Consider the following 14,214-nt stretch of genomic DNA (forward strand, 5'->3'; position numbering starts at 1 on the left):
TCTTACTCCGGCAGCAAGTCCTGTAACGTCGCCCGAATGTCTTCGCTCCCGGGGCTCTGTGGCACCTGCCCGAGCACGTCGCGTCCGAGTCGTTCCGTCGCCGCACCGACTGAAAGCCTGTCCAGCAGATTTCCGTACTTCAGCGCCAGCCGCGGCGACACGTCGAACAGCAGGTCACGCTTCCCGATGAGCGAATGGGTTATCGACAGAATTTCGACGGCGTTGTCGACGTACTGCTGTCTGGCGTCGTCGTCACCGTAGCCAGCCAGCGCAGCCAGCAGGAACCCCTCCAGTTCGGCCTCGCGGTCGTGCAGCGCTGGCGGGTCCGAGAGGACGGTCGTCCCGTCGGGCCGTTCCGGGAGCATACTCCGGCGCGGCGCATACGAGAGGACAGCACCAGTGGTGGGCGTGGTTGCAGCGGGCAGTGGTACAGACAGGCGCTTCGAGGGGTTCGTGTCGGTGAAGACGACGTGGAAGTTCGCCGGTTCGCCGCGCACCGGCTCGTCCCAGCCGTCTGGAACGTGCTCGTAGCCGCGCCGGAGCGCCTCCCGAAGCGTGCGCACAATCCGCCCGCCCTCGCCCTGGAGTTCCAGATGGAGCACGACGGGACCGTCGCCGCTCTCGTCGATGAGAGACCACAGGGCCGGAAGCGCGTCCGCAGCGCCAGCCGAGAGTTCGTAGCAGACGGCGTCTCGCTCTGCAGCCAGCAGCCGGGCGAGCGTGCCGCCGCGCCAGCCGGTCAGGTCGGCCACGTAGAACCACGGGATGGTGTGTATTGGGCCGACTGCGGCGTCGCCGGCCGCCGTGTCGATAGTTGGTGGGACGGTCTCCAGATAGCTATCAATAGTCGCCAGTTCGGGCGCGAAATACTCGGTCGTCGCCGGAGGGAGGTCGGTCGTCCGGCGACGGTGGTCGTCGAGTGAGGCCATAGGCGGTGTATGTCCGAGTGCCGGAAAACGGTGACGAGAAGGGAAACCCGTTTTTTACCCCGCCCCGAATCAGGTGTATGAACGTACGGACGATAGCCGACCTGGGGCCCGACGAACGGGCCGCTTTCTTCGACCGCGACGCCGGTGTCGACGCCGTCAGAGACGATGTACGCGATATTGTCTCGCAGGTCCACGAGGAGGGCGACGTGGCGCTCCGGCGCTTCGCCGAGGAGTTCGACGACGTGTCGGTGGGCAACATCGACATCACGGACGCCGCCGAGCGAGCCTACGAAGAAATCGACGACGACGTGTGCGACGCTATCGAGGACGCCGCGGCGAACATCCGCGCGTTCCACGAGCGACAGGTCCCCGAGGACTGGCGCGACGACTTCGAGGGGCGGGAACTCGGTCGGCGGTACCGGCCGCTTGACAGCGCCGGCGTGTACGCGCCCGGCGGCACGGCGGCGTACCCCTCCAGCGCGCTGATGGGCGTCATCCCGGCGAAGGTCGCCGGCGTCGAGCACGTCGCCGTCGCCACCCCGCCAGCCGAGGAGGTCAACCCCGTCACGCTGGCCGCCATCCACGTCGCTGGCGCTGACGCCGTCTACCAGGTCGGCGGCGCACAGGCCATCGCGGCGCTGGCCTACGGGACCGAGACGGTCAGCGCGACGGACATCGTCGTCGGCCCCGGCAACCGCTGGGTCACAGCGGCGAAGGCCGAGGTCCGTGGCGACGTTGCCATCGACTTCCTCGCCGGTCCCTCCGAAATCATGGTCGTCGCTGACGGCAACGCGGACCCGGAACTCGTCGCGGCCGACCTCGTTGCACAGGCAGAACACGACGAGAACGCCTCCGTCGTCGCCGTCACCGACGACGAAGGCCTCGCCGACCAGGTCGCCACCGCCGTCGACGAACAGGCTGACGGTCGCGAGCGCGAGGCGGTTATCCGCGCCGCACTGGACAACGACGCCTCCGGCGTGTTGCTCGCTCGCTCGATGAGCGAAGCCGTCCTCTTCGCTGAGGAGTACGCCGCCGAGCACCTCTCGATTCAGGCCGACAACGACGAGGCCTTGCTGGAGCGACTCCCGTCCGCCGGGTCCGTGTTCCTCGGCCCGTACAGCCCTGTTGCGGCGGGCGACTACGCCACCGGGACGAACCACGTCCTGCCGACCGGCGGTAACGCGCGGGTCACCGGCGGCCTCTCCGTGGACACGTTCGTCCGGTCGACGACGGTCCAGCGGCTCTCCGAGGATTCACTGGACGACATTGCGGATACGATTACGACCCTCGCCGAAGCCGAAGGGCTGGAAGCCCATGCCGAGAGCGTCCGCAAACGGTTCGAGGAGTAAAGCGGTTCCTGGGACTTTCTCGCAGGTCAACTCAGGACGTATCCCTCCGAGCCGTTCCACCGGCGTCACTGTTAACACGTTCGGGCGTGGATACTTGTGTATGAGCAGCACAGCGGACGACGGCGATCCGAACCTCGGAGGCGAGGACGTAGCCGTCACCGAGCAGGCAGCGGGCGAGGCACTGGACCTCCTCGAAAGCGAGGGAATGGACGTCGAAGAATCCGGGCTTCGCCTGTACGTCCAGCAGGGCGGCTGTGCCGGACTCTCCTACGGGATGCGATTCGAACACGCACCTGAGGAAGACGACGAAGTGTTCGAGCGAAACGGGCTCCGCGTGTTCGTCGACGACGCCAGCATCGACTACATCGAGGGGTCGGTACTGGACTACGAGGGCGGCCTGCAGGGGGCCGGGTTCCACGTCCAGAACCCGAACGTGGTCAGCGAATGCGGTTGTGGCGAGTCCTTCCGGACGTAGCTACTCTTCGAGTTCGAACGCCACGACGACTTCGGCCTGGTACTCGCGGCCCTCGACGCCGGCGATCTCGACGCCGAGTTCCTCCACCTCGACCCACTTGAGATTGTCAAGTGTCGCCTCCGCGCGTTCGATGGCGTCGTCAGCGGCTTTGTCGAAGCTTTCCGAACTGGTCCCGATCAGCGTGATTTTCTTGAAAACCATATGCGTGAGATTGATTCACACGTCCATGTCATAAAAGTACGGACAGGTCACTGAGACTGCCGGTCGAGCAACGTCTCGACGTGACCGACCACGCCGGTGAGGTGTGCGGTCCCCCAGATTGCCACGATGATGGCACCGATAGCGTCGAACACGAGGTCGAGCATCGTGTCGCTGAGACCGAACTGTGTCAGAATCGTGTCGTTCCCGGTCGCCGACGCGGCGAGCGTAATTGAGAACTCGATGACCTCCCAGAGCACGCCGAAGGCCATCACGAACAGGAGGAGGAACACGAACATGAACCGCGAGGGAATCGATATCTCGTCGGTGTGCTCGTCGAGCGCACGGACCGTCGTGTATCCGACCGCGGCGACGACCGACGACGAGAGGGCGTGGGTGAAGTGGTCCCACCACCAGATGGTGACGTAGAAGTTCTCTTCGGACCCAGGCAACCCGACAGTTCCGAGTGCGTGAAAGAACGCCGCCGACGTAATCCACAGCGTCAGCGCGGGGTCGAGCGTGATGCCGTAGTCCCGTTCCAGCAGCGCCGGGAGTTGTGTGACGAGGATTGCGACGCCCGAATTGACGATGATGCCGACGTTGCCCCGCTCGATACCGACCGCCAGGAGCCCGATGAGTGCGAGTGACAGGGCTCGCGAGAGCAGTTGTTGTGTCGCCGGACTGATTCGGAGGCGGTCACGGACCTTCATACGTCCGGCTGGACCTCCTCGGGGACGCGACTGGTCCCGGCCTGCTGTCGGACGTAGTACGCGAAAACCACGCCAGCGCCGATACCGGCGATGGTCGACGCGACGAACTCCCACATCACCGCTTCCTCGATGGCGTGTTCTGACACCGTCGGATCGAGGATGAAGGTGGTCCCGAAGAACTGGTCGGCCACCCAGCGGACGACCGCCCAGACGCCGGCGGTGGCCATCGTGGTGATGGCGACGAAGACGACGGCGAACCGGGGCGTCATCCGGACGGGGGTAAAGAGCTGGAGTTCGACGGCGAGGATGAGCGCGATGGCGGCGACCGAGAGGTAGGTCGCGAGATTACCGGTCAGCGAGAGCGTCGCAAACAGACGGCCAACGACGGGCGACGCCGCAAGCAAAAGGATTTCCCAGGGGAGCATGGCGTCCCGGTTACGCAATAGAACCGGCGGAAACAGCGCCAGTGCCGCGACGGCAGCCGCGAACCCGGCCCACAGCACGTCGGCCTGAACAGCACTCGTCACAGAAACGGCGGCGAGCATGGCGACGATGCACCACGCCGCGAGGGCGTTGACGCGCCTGTCCCGGAGCAACCGCGCTACGTCTCGGCTCATAGTGTCAGGTGAGCCGCGACTCGAAAAACCCTATCGACCGATGCCGGCGGCGTGGGCTGTTCAGATAGCCCCATACGCCATGGCATACGCGAGCGCAGCGATGGTCACCGCCGCCAGCCCCGTCACGACGGTCTCCAGCCAGTCGACGCCGTCACTGAACGGCCGGGTCGGCGCTCCGACGACGCCCAGTGCGAGGACGCTGAACACGAAGTGCGCCGACCGTTCGAGCGTCGGTGCGGGCAAGAACAGGACGGCCGCCCCGTAGCCGATTCCCAGCGCTGCCCGGGGGCGGACGAGTTCGGTCAGCGTGTATCCACGGAGGTGGACGTAGGTCCACACGGCGAGCCAGACCGTCGCCAGTTCGATAGCGAACGCCGCCAGGAGGTGCGTGGTCGGGTCGGGGTGGAGTATCACCCGCTCGGCGACGAGGGTCACGTCGAAGGGGTAGAAGAACGGGGGCGGGCCGCCAGTGAAGAGGTCACCGAACGGGTGGGTGAGCAGTCCAAGTAGGGCCAGCCCGGCCACCGTTCGGGGGCTGATATCGCGGGACTGTGCGACCGTGGCGACACCGAGCACGGCCAGGACGAACACGAGCATCACGAGTCCTGCGATGGGGCCGCTGAGTACGCCTGTGAGAACAGTCGCTGCGACGCCGATTGCCAGCGATGCAATTCGGGCGGGCCGTGATTCGGTCGCCCAGAGACCGGCCGCGACAGCGAGTGCCGCCCCCAGCAGGAGCGAGTGCGTCGGCCCGCGGTGGACGACGTTCGCGGTCTCCCAGAAGCCGTCCGCCGTCAGATTCTCGGCGGCTCCGACGAGCAGCCCGAAGGGGGCGTAGACGATGTCGACGTCGGGAACCGCGGCGAACAGGCCAGCGATGACGCCCAACTGGACCGCACGCTCGCGGGAGAGTCCAAGCCACCACGCGGCGAGGCCTCCGAGGGCGAACGCGAACAGCGCGTGCCCGACGAACATACGCCGAGTACGACGGCAATACGCTTAAACTCCATGTGTGACGGGATAGCGCGGGCCTCGGCCCGCTCAGGCCTCGGAATCGACTTTCGTCCAGCGTTCTTCGATGGCCGCGTTAGCCCTGACGACAGTATCGCCGTCGACCCGGAACCGCGTCTTCCGGAGTTCGATGGCGGCCACCTCACCGGTGGTGTCGCCGGCTGTGATCGTGTCGCCTGGGTTGAAGTCGGGGTCGCGGAGGAGGTAGACGCCAGCGACGGCGTCCTTGATCATCTCCGAGAGCGCGTAGGAGACGCCGAGCGCGAGGAAGCCGGTCGCCGTGCCCAGCGACGCGGCGATGACGGTCAGGCCGACGATAGAGAGGAAGGAGAGCGCCACGCCGAACCACAGGAACACGAGCACGATGACCCCGAGAAACTGTCGATAGACGGGTGACTCGCCGGGCAGCGACCGCTTCAGAACCGCCCGTACGACGACCATGATGGCTTTGATTCCCACTGCGGCGATTACGAGAAAGACGAACCCAGTTATGAGACGCGGGAGCGCGTCGACGACGTTCGTGACTAGCTGTTCGAGCGCTCGATTGATGACACCGACTTGCACGCCGGATGGTGGACGGAGAGCCCCCTAAGTGTTGGCGTCAGCCGACATTGTTGTGTCGCCGGGGTGACGGACCACCTCGTAGTCACCGTCCTCGGTAATACCGATGACAGCCCAGTCATAGGATACGTCTCGTCGAGTGAGACGGCGGCTGAGGTGCGTTGCCTCGCCCGTTCGTGTGACGAAACAGCGCAAGTCGCCGCTCTCGGGTATCGGGTCCTGCGAGTCGAGCACTGAGACAGTGACGACGCGCCAGTCGCGTTCCGCTCGCAGTTCGGTGCCAGTGCGCGACACGGTGTATCCGAGGTCGTCGAATATCGACCGGGCCTGCTCGTCGAGTGATGTGGTAACGGCCCCCATCTGAGAGTCAGTACCACCGGCTATCTGATAAACGTTCCCACTAGCTATGTGGCTGACAGTTCGGCCGGCGACACAGCCGTCGAAAAACGCGGAACAGCACGGGTCTGTCACCCGGACCCGACTGTTACTCGTGGGCCGCGTCCCACTCCTCAGCCTTGCGGAGGTTCGAGCAGTCGTTACAGCGGATGCGGCCCATCGAGTCCATCGCGTTGTTGAACGTCTCACAGTTGCTACAGAAATAGCCCCAGCGACGCTCGCGGTCGGCGTCGCGGTAGACGACGTGAAACGCGCCTTTCGTGCCGATGTCGCCGTCGCTCCTGTCGACGTACAGCGTCTCGCCGTCGGGACCTTCGAGTGCGTCCATACGTACGCATGACGGGCCAGCGGCTAAATCACTGCGGAAACCATTAATGACTGGTTCCCCTGAACTGTGGGTGTGAGTCCCCGGATCATCCAGTACTCCGACGTGGAGAAAGCGTACGATACACCCGAGCGAATCGGGCGATTTGCGGGGACAGTGGCCGCCGCTGACGGCCCGGATGCGCTGGTGGTCGGCACTGGGGACAACACCGGTCCGGGGGTGCTATCGCTGGTCACCGATGGCGAGCAGTCGCTGGACCTCTTTACTGCGCTGACACCCGCGTTCGAGACGCTTGGCAACCACGACTTCGACCACGGGCTCGACGCGACGCGGGACATCATCGCCAGGTCGCCCCAGACGTGGCTGACTGCGAACGTCGAACAGGACGGCGAGCGGTTCGCCCGACGACTGACCCGGCCGTGGGCGAGCCGGACCGTCGACGGGAAACAGCTCGGCTTCGTCGGCGTGACCGACCCCGACACGGCCGCAGCTAATCCACAGGCGACGACGCTGACGTTCACGGACCCGCTCGAAGCCGTCGCCGAGGCGGCCACCGCGCTTCGAGTGGACGGGGCCGACGTTATTGTCGTGCTCTCACATCTAGGCCGGACCGACGAGGAACTGGCCCGCACCTGCGACGTGGACGCCATTCTCGGCGGGCACGTCCACGAGCGCCGCATCGACCGCGTCGCCGGCACGCTGCTCACCAGACCGGGAGCCAACGGCAAGACCGTCGTCGAGGTCGACCTCGGTGGGCCGGAACCGACTGCGCAGTTCCGCGAGACTGCCGACGGTCCCATCGACGACCGCGTCGCGGAGGCTATCGAGGACAGACTCTCTGCGGCAGGACTCGACGAGGTCGTCGGGCACGTCGAGGAACCGCTGGACCGGAGCAGGGCGACGACCTACGGCGGCGAGTGCCGCCTCGGCAACCTCGTCGCGGACGCGTACCGATGGGCGACGGGCGCGGACGTGGGCCTCCAGAACAGCGGCGGCCTCCGGAACGACACGGTCCCGCTGGACGGGGCGCTGACGGTCGGCGATATGGTCTCGGTCGTCCCCTTCGAGGAACCCCTGACAGTCGCTGAACTGACGGGTTCGGAACTCCGGACGCTGTGTCGACAGGGCAGCGGGAGACAGGTCGAGTTCGGAGAACCGGACTGGTGGCACGCCCACCTCAGCGGCGTCGAACTGATCTGGAACGACGACACGCAGACTATCGAGCGACTGCGGGTGGACGGGCGACCGGTCCGCGAGGCCGAGACGTACACGCTCGCGACGAGCAACTACCTCTACTACACTGAGCGGGAGTTCCCGGTCCTGACCGAGTCCCACCGTGTCAGCGTCGCCGACGTGCAGTACGAGGCGCTGGCCGATTACGTCCGCCAGACGGATATCGCCCCGACCGTCGACGGGCGACTCACTCGTCGCTAGCGATTTAAACCTCGGCACGGTACATCTCGCCGATGCCACAGGTCGTCGTCCCAGTCAGATACCCGCTCTCGGAGAACTCCCGAGCCACGCTTGCGGAGGCCATTCAGATCGCCGACGAGGAGGACGCGGACCTCACCGTCTTACACGTTAATCTCTACCAGAACAGCCACCGGGTCGACCGGACGGAACTCAAACGTGCCGTCGAGCAGTCGTTCGGCCACGTCCCGCGGACGCGGTACGTCGTCCGGTCGGGGATGCTCGTCGAAGAGACGATTCTCGATGAGGTCGCCGCACAGGACGCCGACATTGTCGTCATCGGGAGCAAACAGGCGAGTCGCTGGCGACAGATGATCCGTCGGTTGGTTGACGACCCCGATGTCGAACAGTTCCTTCGCGAGGAACTCGACTGCGAAATCGTCACCGTCGAGCCGGATACCCCGTCTAGCCGTCACTCGTCGGCGAGGTCGTCGGGGTCCTGACGCGGCGGGACGGGAGAGTCACCAGTGGCCGTGTGGCTCCGGCCACCGTTGTTCAGTCCGCTCAGTCCGTCGTTGAGTGAGACGTTCATCTCCCCGCTGGTGTCGTCGAAGTACAGGTGCGAGTGCGGGTAGGCGATTTCGACGTTTGCGTCTTCGAGCCGTCGCCAGACGTTCGTCTGGACCCTCGAACGTGCGGCGAGCAGTTTGTACGGTTCAGTCACCCAGTACCGGAGCGTCAGCAACACGCCGTGGTCTGCGAAGTTGTTGATGTACACAGTCGGCGAGGCGGGGTATCGAGCCGCGCCGACGCGGATGTCCGGCCCGCCGGAGATAACGTTGTCAACTTCCCGAGCCGCCGCTTCGATGAGGGTCCGCGCGGCGGCGATGTCACTCTCGTACGTGACTAGGACGTCGAGTGACAGCCGTGTCCGTGAGTCCTCCGCCGAGTAATTGATAACGTCCCGCTGGCGGATCTCCCCGTTGGGGATGACGAGAAACGTATTGTCGAGCGTGAACATCTTCGTGTGTCTGAGCGTGATGTCCTCGACGAAGCCTCGCTGGCCAGTGTCGGCGAGTTCGATCATATCACCGATCTCGTAGGGCTGGTCGGCCAGCAGGAACATGCCGGAGATGTAACTGCCGAGGATCGGGGCGAGCACGACACCAACCACGGCCGAGAAGATAGCGACGGACAGACCGATATCCGTTAGCCGCAAGCCGTAGATGTTCAGAATGGTCAACAACGCGAAGATATACACACTGGCACGGATGCCGCGCAGTGCCGTTCGGGTGAGACTTGGCCGCCGGAACTGCTGGGCGACACGTCGCCCGAGTAGGCGGACGAGAAGCCTTGAAACGACGATTGCCAGCCCGACGACGATCAGGGACTCCCCGATGTTCACCACCCACATCGGAATATCGAAGGGCAACAGCCCACCGATGTCGGTAGCCACTTCGGTCGCGGTTTCGGTCGGTGTCGGAGTGGGTGTCTGCAAGGGCCAGACAGGGCCAAAACGCATGCCATGGAATCGACACCGCCCCGAGAAAAGGGTTCCCCTCCCGAACTACTTATACTGTCAGCTGTAACTATTTCAAGACATCCGCTACCCCGAGGTGGCGAAATTCTTCACAGACGTACAGCCGACAGTATTACCCCGCGCGGCCCGTCTGAAAAAACATGTCTTCCGATGACATCTCGGTGGTCCTCTCGGACGACCGACCACCGGTCGATACGCTGGCAGTCGGCGTCTCGGAGTACGGTCTGGCCGGCCTCACAGCCGTCGATTATCTCGCCGACCAGCATTCGATGCGCGAAGTCGGCCATCTGCGGACGCCGGAACCGCCGTTCATCACCCCATTCGAGAACGGAACGCCGAGACATCACACGCGGCTGTATGTCGACGAAGCAGCATCGTTTGCCGTCTTAGTCGGTGAGCGGTTCGTGCCGCCGGCCCAGGCTGGGTCGCTCGCTGAGGCAATCGTGACGGCTGGGCAAAAACTGGACGCTTCGAACATGACGATGCTCACCGGTGTCCCCATCGCACACGGCCCGGACGACCACGCCCCATTCTACATCGCAACGCCGGCGTACCAGGAAACGTATCTCGACGACACCGCCATCAGACCGATGGGGAACGGGTTCCTCGACGGATTGAGTGCGGAGCTTGTCACCCGAGGTATCGATGAGTCGTTTCCGACAGGCGTGTTCACGACGCCGACGCATCCGCAAGCGCCCGACGCCGCGGCCGCGATCAGACTGCTCACCGCGCTGAAAGAGACCCATGCAATCCAGATCGACACCGGCCCGCTGGAGGCCTTTGCCGCGAATATCGAAGCCCACTATCAGGCACTCGCAGAACGGCTGGACGCTGCCGATACCGACCTACTTCCGGATGACCGAATGTATATGTAATTGCTAAAATTTGGAACGTTCGTCCATATTCCCATGGATTAAAACTATATCAATTCCACATTGTGCGTGAACAATAAAACATTTCGCCGACACCTTTTTCAGCGTACAGCGCGTTCCTTTCCTTGATGACCTCCACCGAAATCTATACGACTAGCGCGGTCGACTCAGACCCACCGCCACAGACGCGGTCCAAGACATCGCTGTTTTGCCCCAACTGCGGCCACGAGAGCGCAGTAACGGGCGACTGGACAGCCGAAGCAACGGAACACAGTCTACAGCTCCGGTGTCCGGACTGTGACACCGTCGTCCAACAGCGGTAGGACCACTACGTAATTACTCCTCATCCTCTGTAGACGAGGAGCCGTCAAGACTCTCAGCGGGCGGATTCACTTTGATGAACTCAACGACGAGATACACCACTGAGACGACGGCCAGTATGAGCAAGAAACCCGCTTCTGAAGAACTCTGCAGACTCACTCCAAGGGTGGCGAGCGTTGCAACGAGTACGGCGGTACACCGACGGATCGTCTGGCGGAGGAGGGCAGTGTCGTCCATACGTGGCTTCTTCACTGCCAGCAACAAGAACCTTCGACCCCGATTTCCGTTGCCGGGGACTCGCCTTGCCGGATGCGGAAAACAGTAGTCCGCCTCATACTGTTGGCTGTGACTATTTTAAGATATTCGCCACCCCGGGTGGCGAAATTCTTCACAGACTTACAGCCGACAGTATCAGTACTCGTGGATTCCGTCGTCAGTGACGACCGTATCAAGCAGGTGCGTCGGCGTGGCGTCGTAGGCCGGGTTTGCGACCTCGAACCCCTCCGCGGGCTCCCGGAGTACCTCAGATGGTGACCGGATCTCGTTTTCGAAGGCGAAGGCCCCGTCAACGTACTTTGCGGCGGCCCCGACAACCGTCACCGGCACGTCGTTGTCCGCCGCCGCCGTTGCAATCGGATAGGTGCCGATGCGGTTGTACAGCGTGTCGTCGACGATGCAGTCCATGCCGACGAGCACGCGGTCGACCTCTGGCATGAAGTGCCCGGCGGCGCTGTCGACGATGAGCGTGACGTCGACGCCGTCCCGGTCAGAGAGGTGGCGGGTCATCTTTCGACCGAGGAAGCGTGGTCGCGACTCCGTCACGTACACCTCGAAGCTGTGGCCGGCCTCGATGGCGTCGTCGATGGCCGCAAGGACCGTCGAGGAGAAGTCGTGGGTCAACAGCACGTCGTCGTCGGCGATCTCCGACACGGCGCGTGCAGCGGCGCGGTCTTTCGACGACTCCACCGAGTCGACAACGTCGTCGATAGCCTCGGTAGTCAGTTCCTTGGCAGTCGCCACATCGTCGGGGTCCGCATCCGAGACAGTGGTCACGATTTTGTGCTGAGTGGTATGGAGGGAGGCATGGGAGGGGTTCGCCCGCCGGAGGGCGCTGCTGTTCCGGTCGAGCGAGCGGAGGTAGTCCTCGACCGTCGGGTACTCCCTGTCAGTCAGGTCCCGGAGCGCCTGGGCGGCTTTGACTGCGACCACGGAGGAACTGTGGGTCTGCATCTCCGAGATCTCCTCGACAGTCTCGTCTATCATACCGGTGGCTGTGAGTTGAACCGATATGTGTCTTCCCCTCGCCGTCGAACAGCATTTAACGCCGTCTCACATTAGGGGTGATAGACGGTCATGGGACGGTTCAGCACTGACACAGCCGGAATGACAGAGGGCATCGGCGTCGCCGTACTCATCGGACTGACACTACTCGTGACGGCTATCGTCGGGCTGAACGTCCTCGTCATCGAGGACGACGACAGCGGTGGCCCGCAGGCGAATTTCAGCTACGACTACGTCGAGGACAACGAACTGCTCATCGTCACACACGCTCGCGGCGACGAGTTCGAGGCGGGGAACGTCGAATTCGAAGGGCCGAGCAGAACGGTCACCTGGGCGCAGGTGGCGAACCGGGAGCCCGACGCGATGATTGGCCGGGGCGATATCGCACAGTTAAGCAGCGGGAACGCCTACGAGCGGCGGGTGGGTGCCCGGGACACGATTACGATATACCACAACGCGAGCGGGAACCGGACCCAGCTAGACCAGTGGGACGGCGCGAACTGACGGCGGTACTGCTGTAGACCAGTCAGTCCGCCGAAGCGACGGTCTCACGGTCGCTCTGTGCCGGCCGACCGAACCAGTCGTCGAAGGAGAGCGGCCCGGCACCCATCGTAAACACCGCCGAGGCCATTCCGAACAGCGTGATGTGTGCGAGTACCGGGTCGTCAGGCAGGCCGAACAGCGTCGTGGTGAACAGGACAAAGGAGACGGCCGCGGCCCCACGAGTCATGAACCCGAAGATCAAGACCAGACCGACCAGCATCTCGGTCAGGCCGGCCCCGAGCACCCACATCCCGGGGTCGACGGGGACGACGGCGGTGAGGTCGTACTTTTCGACGACCAGGAGCGCCTGGCCGGGGTCGGCGAGTTTCTGGAACAGTCCGAGGTAGATGAACGTCACACCCATGCCGACCCGGACGATGACCGGGACGTACTCGCGGTACGGTGCCGTCGCCGAGTCGAGAAAGCCCTTGAGATAGTGGACCGGGTCGACACGGCCGTAGTAGGTCCCGTCGGTGCTGGCGACCTGCTGGAGCATGTGGTCGGCGCTCGGGCGACCACCGCCCAGAATCAACAGTGCCAGAAAGGCCGGGACGTACTCCATAGCGAGAACGACGCCCGGGTCGACGGTCAGTGCCCACCCGTAAGTCAATAGCCCGATAGTCGTGACGATACGGGTCGCGAGCCCGAACAGGAGTGTGAACCCCAGCCCGATAAACAGGGCACGGACGAGCGGGTTCGTGGTCGGGTCAAACGTTACTGTGGGAGCGAACAGGTATCCCTGGAAGCCAGCGCCGACGAGCGGCAGCCCCACGCTGAGTCGGAGCATCCACGGGACGAGGTCCGCGTAGCCGACGAGTACGTCCCGGAGGATGACGATGTCCGCAATCGTCGGCCGAACCCAGAGGTACGTCGCGAGTCCGACGGTCACGGCCACGCCCGAGATGACGAAAACGGCCGCGTTCACCGGGTTCGACAGCACGGATATCGCAAACGCCACCGCGTCGAGGGCCTCCCCCGGCCCCCCGGTCACGTAGTCGACGTGCGCCGCCGCGGGTCGCGAAAAGAGAGTGAGAACGAGCGCGACAGTTCCGGCGAGACTCGGGATACGCGTCTTCATGCCTGACAATTCGTGGGCTAGCTACCTAATCCTTCGTTCGTTCCCTGCCGGTTCGACAGCCCACCTCTGTAGGCGGTGGAATTATATCTACGCCTCCACTACTTATACGGCAGTGAGCGTCAACATCGAGACACAGATCGTCGAACGCGGGGACGACGAACACGTCGACGCGGCGTGGCGGCTCAAGGAAAACATCCGCGAATCCGACGGGGTCCTGCGACAGCGGCGGGGGTTCTTTCGCGACGCCTACCGACGGTCGACCACCTATCTCTACATCGACCGGTCCAAGGACCGCCTCATCGGCTTCGCCGCGGTTCGACGCGACGGCTACATTCTCTTTCTCGCAGTCGACGACGAGTACAGGGGCCACGGCTTCGGCAAGCGACTCGTCGCCCGCGTCGCCGAGGACTACGGCAGCGTGACCTGTCACGCCCGGGCGACGAATCGGGAGGCTATCGGCTTCTACAAACACATCGGCTTCGAGATCCGGCGGCGCATCGACAACTACTACGAGGACGGCGGCGACGCCTACTACCTCAAGCTCGGCGAGGACTCGATTACGGACAAACTGTCGAAGTTCCTGCGTAGCTAAGCGAAC

General features: G+C 64.0%; 20 protein-coding genes. 8 read left to right on the plus strand and 12 right to left on the minus strand.

Going from position 1 to position 14,214, the window contains the following annotated elements:
* Window positions 1-2: 2 nt before the first annotated feature.
* On the minus strand, window positions 3-929 hold the full coding sequence (locus SG26_RS12860; protein WP_050037768.1) for a hypothetical protein: 927 nt from the start codon (window positions 927-929) through the stop codon (window positions 3-5).
* A 77-nt stretch (window positions 930-1,006) separates the two neighbouring features.
* Here SG26_RS12860 and hisD point away from each other — a divergent pair, with 77 nt between their 5' ends.
* Window positions 1,007-2,278 carry a histidinol dehydrogenase gene (gene hisD, locus SG26_RS12865; RefSeq protein WP_050037769.1) on the plus strand — a complete coding sequence of 424 codons (1,272 nt, stop codon included), beginning with the start codon at window positions 1,007-1,009 and terminating at the stop codon, window positions 2,276-2,278.
* A gap of 100 nt (window positions 2,279-2,378) precedes the next feature.
* The gene (locus SG26_RS12870; RefSeq protein WP_004516609.1) at window positions 2,379-2,753 is read left to right on the plus strand and encodes an iron-sulfur cluster assembly accessory protein; all 375 of its coding nucleotides are present in this window, start codon (window positions 2,379-2,381) and stop codon (window positions 2,751-2,753) included.
* Here SG26_RS12870 and SG26_RS12875 read toward each other — a convergent pair whose 3' ends face one another.
* The 7 genes from SG26_RS12875 to SG26_RS12905 form a co-directional block, all read right to left on the minus strand.
* On the minus strand, window positions 2,754-2,954 hold the full coding sequence (locus SG26_RS12875; protein ID WP_004593332.1) for a dodecin: 201 nt from the start codon (window positions 2,952-2,954) through the stop codon (window positions 2,754-2,756).
* Window positions 2,955-3,001: 47 nt separating this feature from the next.
* Window positions 3,002-3,661 (minus strand): hypothetical protein, encoded by a 660-nt coding sequence (locus SG26_RS12880; protein WP_014039924.1) that lies wholly within the window; start codon window positions 3,659-3,661, stop codon window positions 3,002-3,004.
* Window positions 3,658-4,278 carry a hypothetical protein gene (locus tag SG26_RS12885; protein WP_050037770.1) on the minus strand — a complete coding sequence of 207 codons (621 nt, stop codon included), beginning with the start codon at window positions 4,276-4,278 and terminating at the stop codon, window positions 3,658-3,660. The genes SG26_RS12880 and SG26_RS12885 overlap by 4 nt, the downstream gene beginning before the upstream one ends.
* 60 nt (window positions 4,279-4,338) lie before the next feature.
* Window positions 4,339-5,253: a metal-dependent hydrolase gene (locus tag SG26_RS12890; RefSeq protein WP_050037771.1), complete on the minus strand. Its 915-nt coding sequence runs from the start codon at window positions 5,251-5,253 to the stop codon at window positions 4,339-4,341.
* 66 nt (window positions 5,254-5,319) lie between these two features.
* A complete protein-coding gene (locus SG26_RS12895) occupies window positions 5,320-5,853 on the minus strand; it encodes a mechanosensitive ion channel domain-containing protein (protein WP_050037772.1) in 534 nt (177 codons plus the stop codon).
* A gap of 24 nt (window positions 5,854-5,877) precedes the next feature.
* Window positions 5,878-6,210, minus strand: a complete 333-nt coding sequence (locus SG26_RS12900; protein WP_050006866.1) for a hypothetical protein — start codon at window positions 6,208-6,210, stop codon at window positions 5,878-5,880.
* Window positions 6,211-6,334: 124 nt separating this feature from the next.
* Window positions 6,335-6,574 (minus strand): DUF5816 domain-containing protein, encoded by a 240-nt coding sequence (locus tag SG26_RS12905; RefSeq protein ID WP_014039929.1) that lies wholly within the window; start codon window positions 6,572-6,574, stop codon window positions 6,335-6,337.
* 72 nt (window positions 6,575-6,646) lie between these two features.
* Here SG26_RS12905 and SG26_RS12910 point away from each other — a divergent pair, with 72 nt between their 5' ends.
* On the plus strand, window positions 6,647-8,005 hold the full coding sequence (locus SG26_RS12910; protein ID WP_050037773.1) for a bifunctional UDP-sugar hydrolase/5'-nucleotidase: 1,359 nt from the start codon (window positions 6,647-6,649) through the stop codon (window positions 8,003-8,005).
* A 32-nt stretch (window positions 8,006-8,037) separates the two neighbouring features.
* Entirely contained in the window at window positions 8,038-8,484 is a 447-nt protein-coding gene (locus SG26_RS12915) for a universal stress protein (protein WP_014039931.1), read from the plus strand.
* Here SG26_RS12915 and SG26_RS12920 read toward each other — a convergent pair.
* Complete coding sequence (locus SG26_RS12920; RefSeq protein WP_050037774.1) at window positions 8,454-9,503, minus strand: mechanosensitive ion channel family protein; 1,050 nt, start codon at window positions 9,501-9,503, stop codon at window positions 8,454-8,456. The genes SG26_RS12915 and SG26_RS12920 overlap by 31 nt on opposite strands.
* Window positions 9,504-9,661: 158 nt before the next feature.
* On the opposite strand from SG26_RS12920, the gene SG26_RS12925 reads away from it, so the two are divergent.
* A complete protein-coding gene (locus SG26_RS12925) occupies window positions 9,662-10,396 on the plus strand; it encodes a proteasome assembly chaperone family protein (RefSeq protein ID WP_050037775.1) in 735 nt (244 codons plus the stop codon).
* Window positions 10,397-10,521: 125 nt separating this feature from the next.
* The gene (locus SG26_RS12930) at window positions 10,522-10,716 is read left to right on the plus strand and encodes a hypothetical protein (protein ID WP_014039934.1); all 195 of its coding nucleotides are present in this window, start codon (window positions 10,522-10,524) and stop codon (window positions 10,714-10,716) included.
* A gap of 13 nt (window positions 10,717-10,729) precedes the next feature.
* On the opposite strand, the gene SG26_RS12935 is transcribed toward SG26_RS12930, so the two are convergent.
* The gene (locus tag SG26_RS12935) at window positions 10,730-10,951 is read right to left on the minus strand and encodes a hypothetical protein (RefSeq protein WP_014039935.1); all 222 of its coding nucleotides are present in this window, start codon (window positions 10,949-10,951) and stop codon (window positions 10,730-10,732) included.
* Between the two features lie 174 nt (window positions 10,952-11,125).
* On the minus strand, window positions 11,126-11,977 hold the full coding sequence (locus SG26_RS12940; RefSeq protein WP_050037776.1) for a translation initiation factor eIF-2B: 852 nt from the start codon (window positions 11,975-11,977) through the stop codon (window positions 11,126-11,128).
* Between the two features lie 90 nt (window positions 11,978-12,067).
* On the opposite strand from SG26_RS12940, the gene SG26_RS12945 reads away from it, so the two are divergent.
* Window positions 12,068-12,499 (plus strand): type IV pilin, encoded by a 432-nt coding sequence (locus tag SG26_RS12945; RefSeq protein ID WP_023843188.1) that lies wholly within the window; start codon window positions 12,068-12,070, stop codon window positions 12,497-12,499.
* A 22-nt stretch (window positions 12,500-12,521) separates the two neighbouring features.
* Here the strand turns inward: SG26_RS12945 and SG26_RS12950 are convergent, their stop codons facing one another.
* On the minus strand, window positions 12,522-13,616 hold the full coding sequence (locus tag SG26_RS12950) for a DoxX family protein (RefSeq protein ID WP_050037777.1): 1,095 nt from the start codon (window positions 13,614-13,616) through the stop codon (window positions 12,522-12,524).
* Between the two features lie 112 nt (window positions 13,617-13,728).
* Here SG26_RS12950 and SG26_RS12955 point away from each other — a divergent pair, with 112 nt between their 5' ends.
* Entirely contained in the window at window positions 13,729-14,208 is a 480-nt protein-coding gene (locus tag SG26_RS12955; RefSeq protein ID WP_008310038.1) for an N-acetyltransferase, read from the plus strand.
* Window positions 14,209-14,214 lie beyond the last annotated feature (6 nt).

The organism is Haloarcula sp. CBA1115, from assembly GCF_000827835.1.
GTDB classification, from domain to species: Archaea; Halobacteriota; Halobacteria; order Halobacteriales; family Haloarculaceae; genus Haloarcula; species Haloarcula hispanica.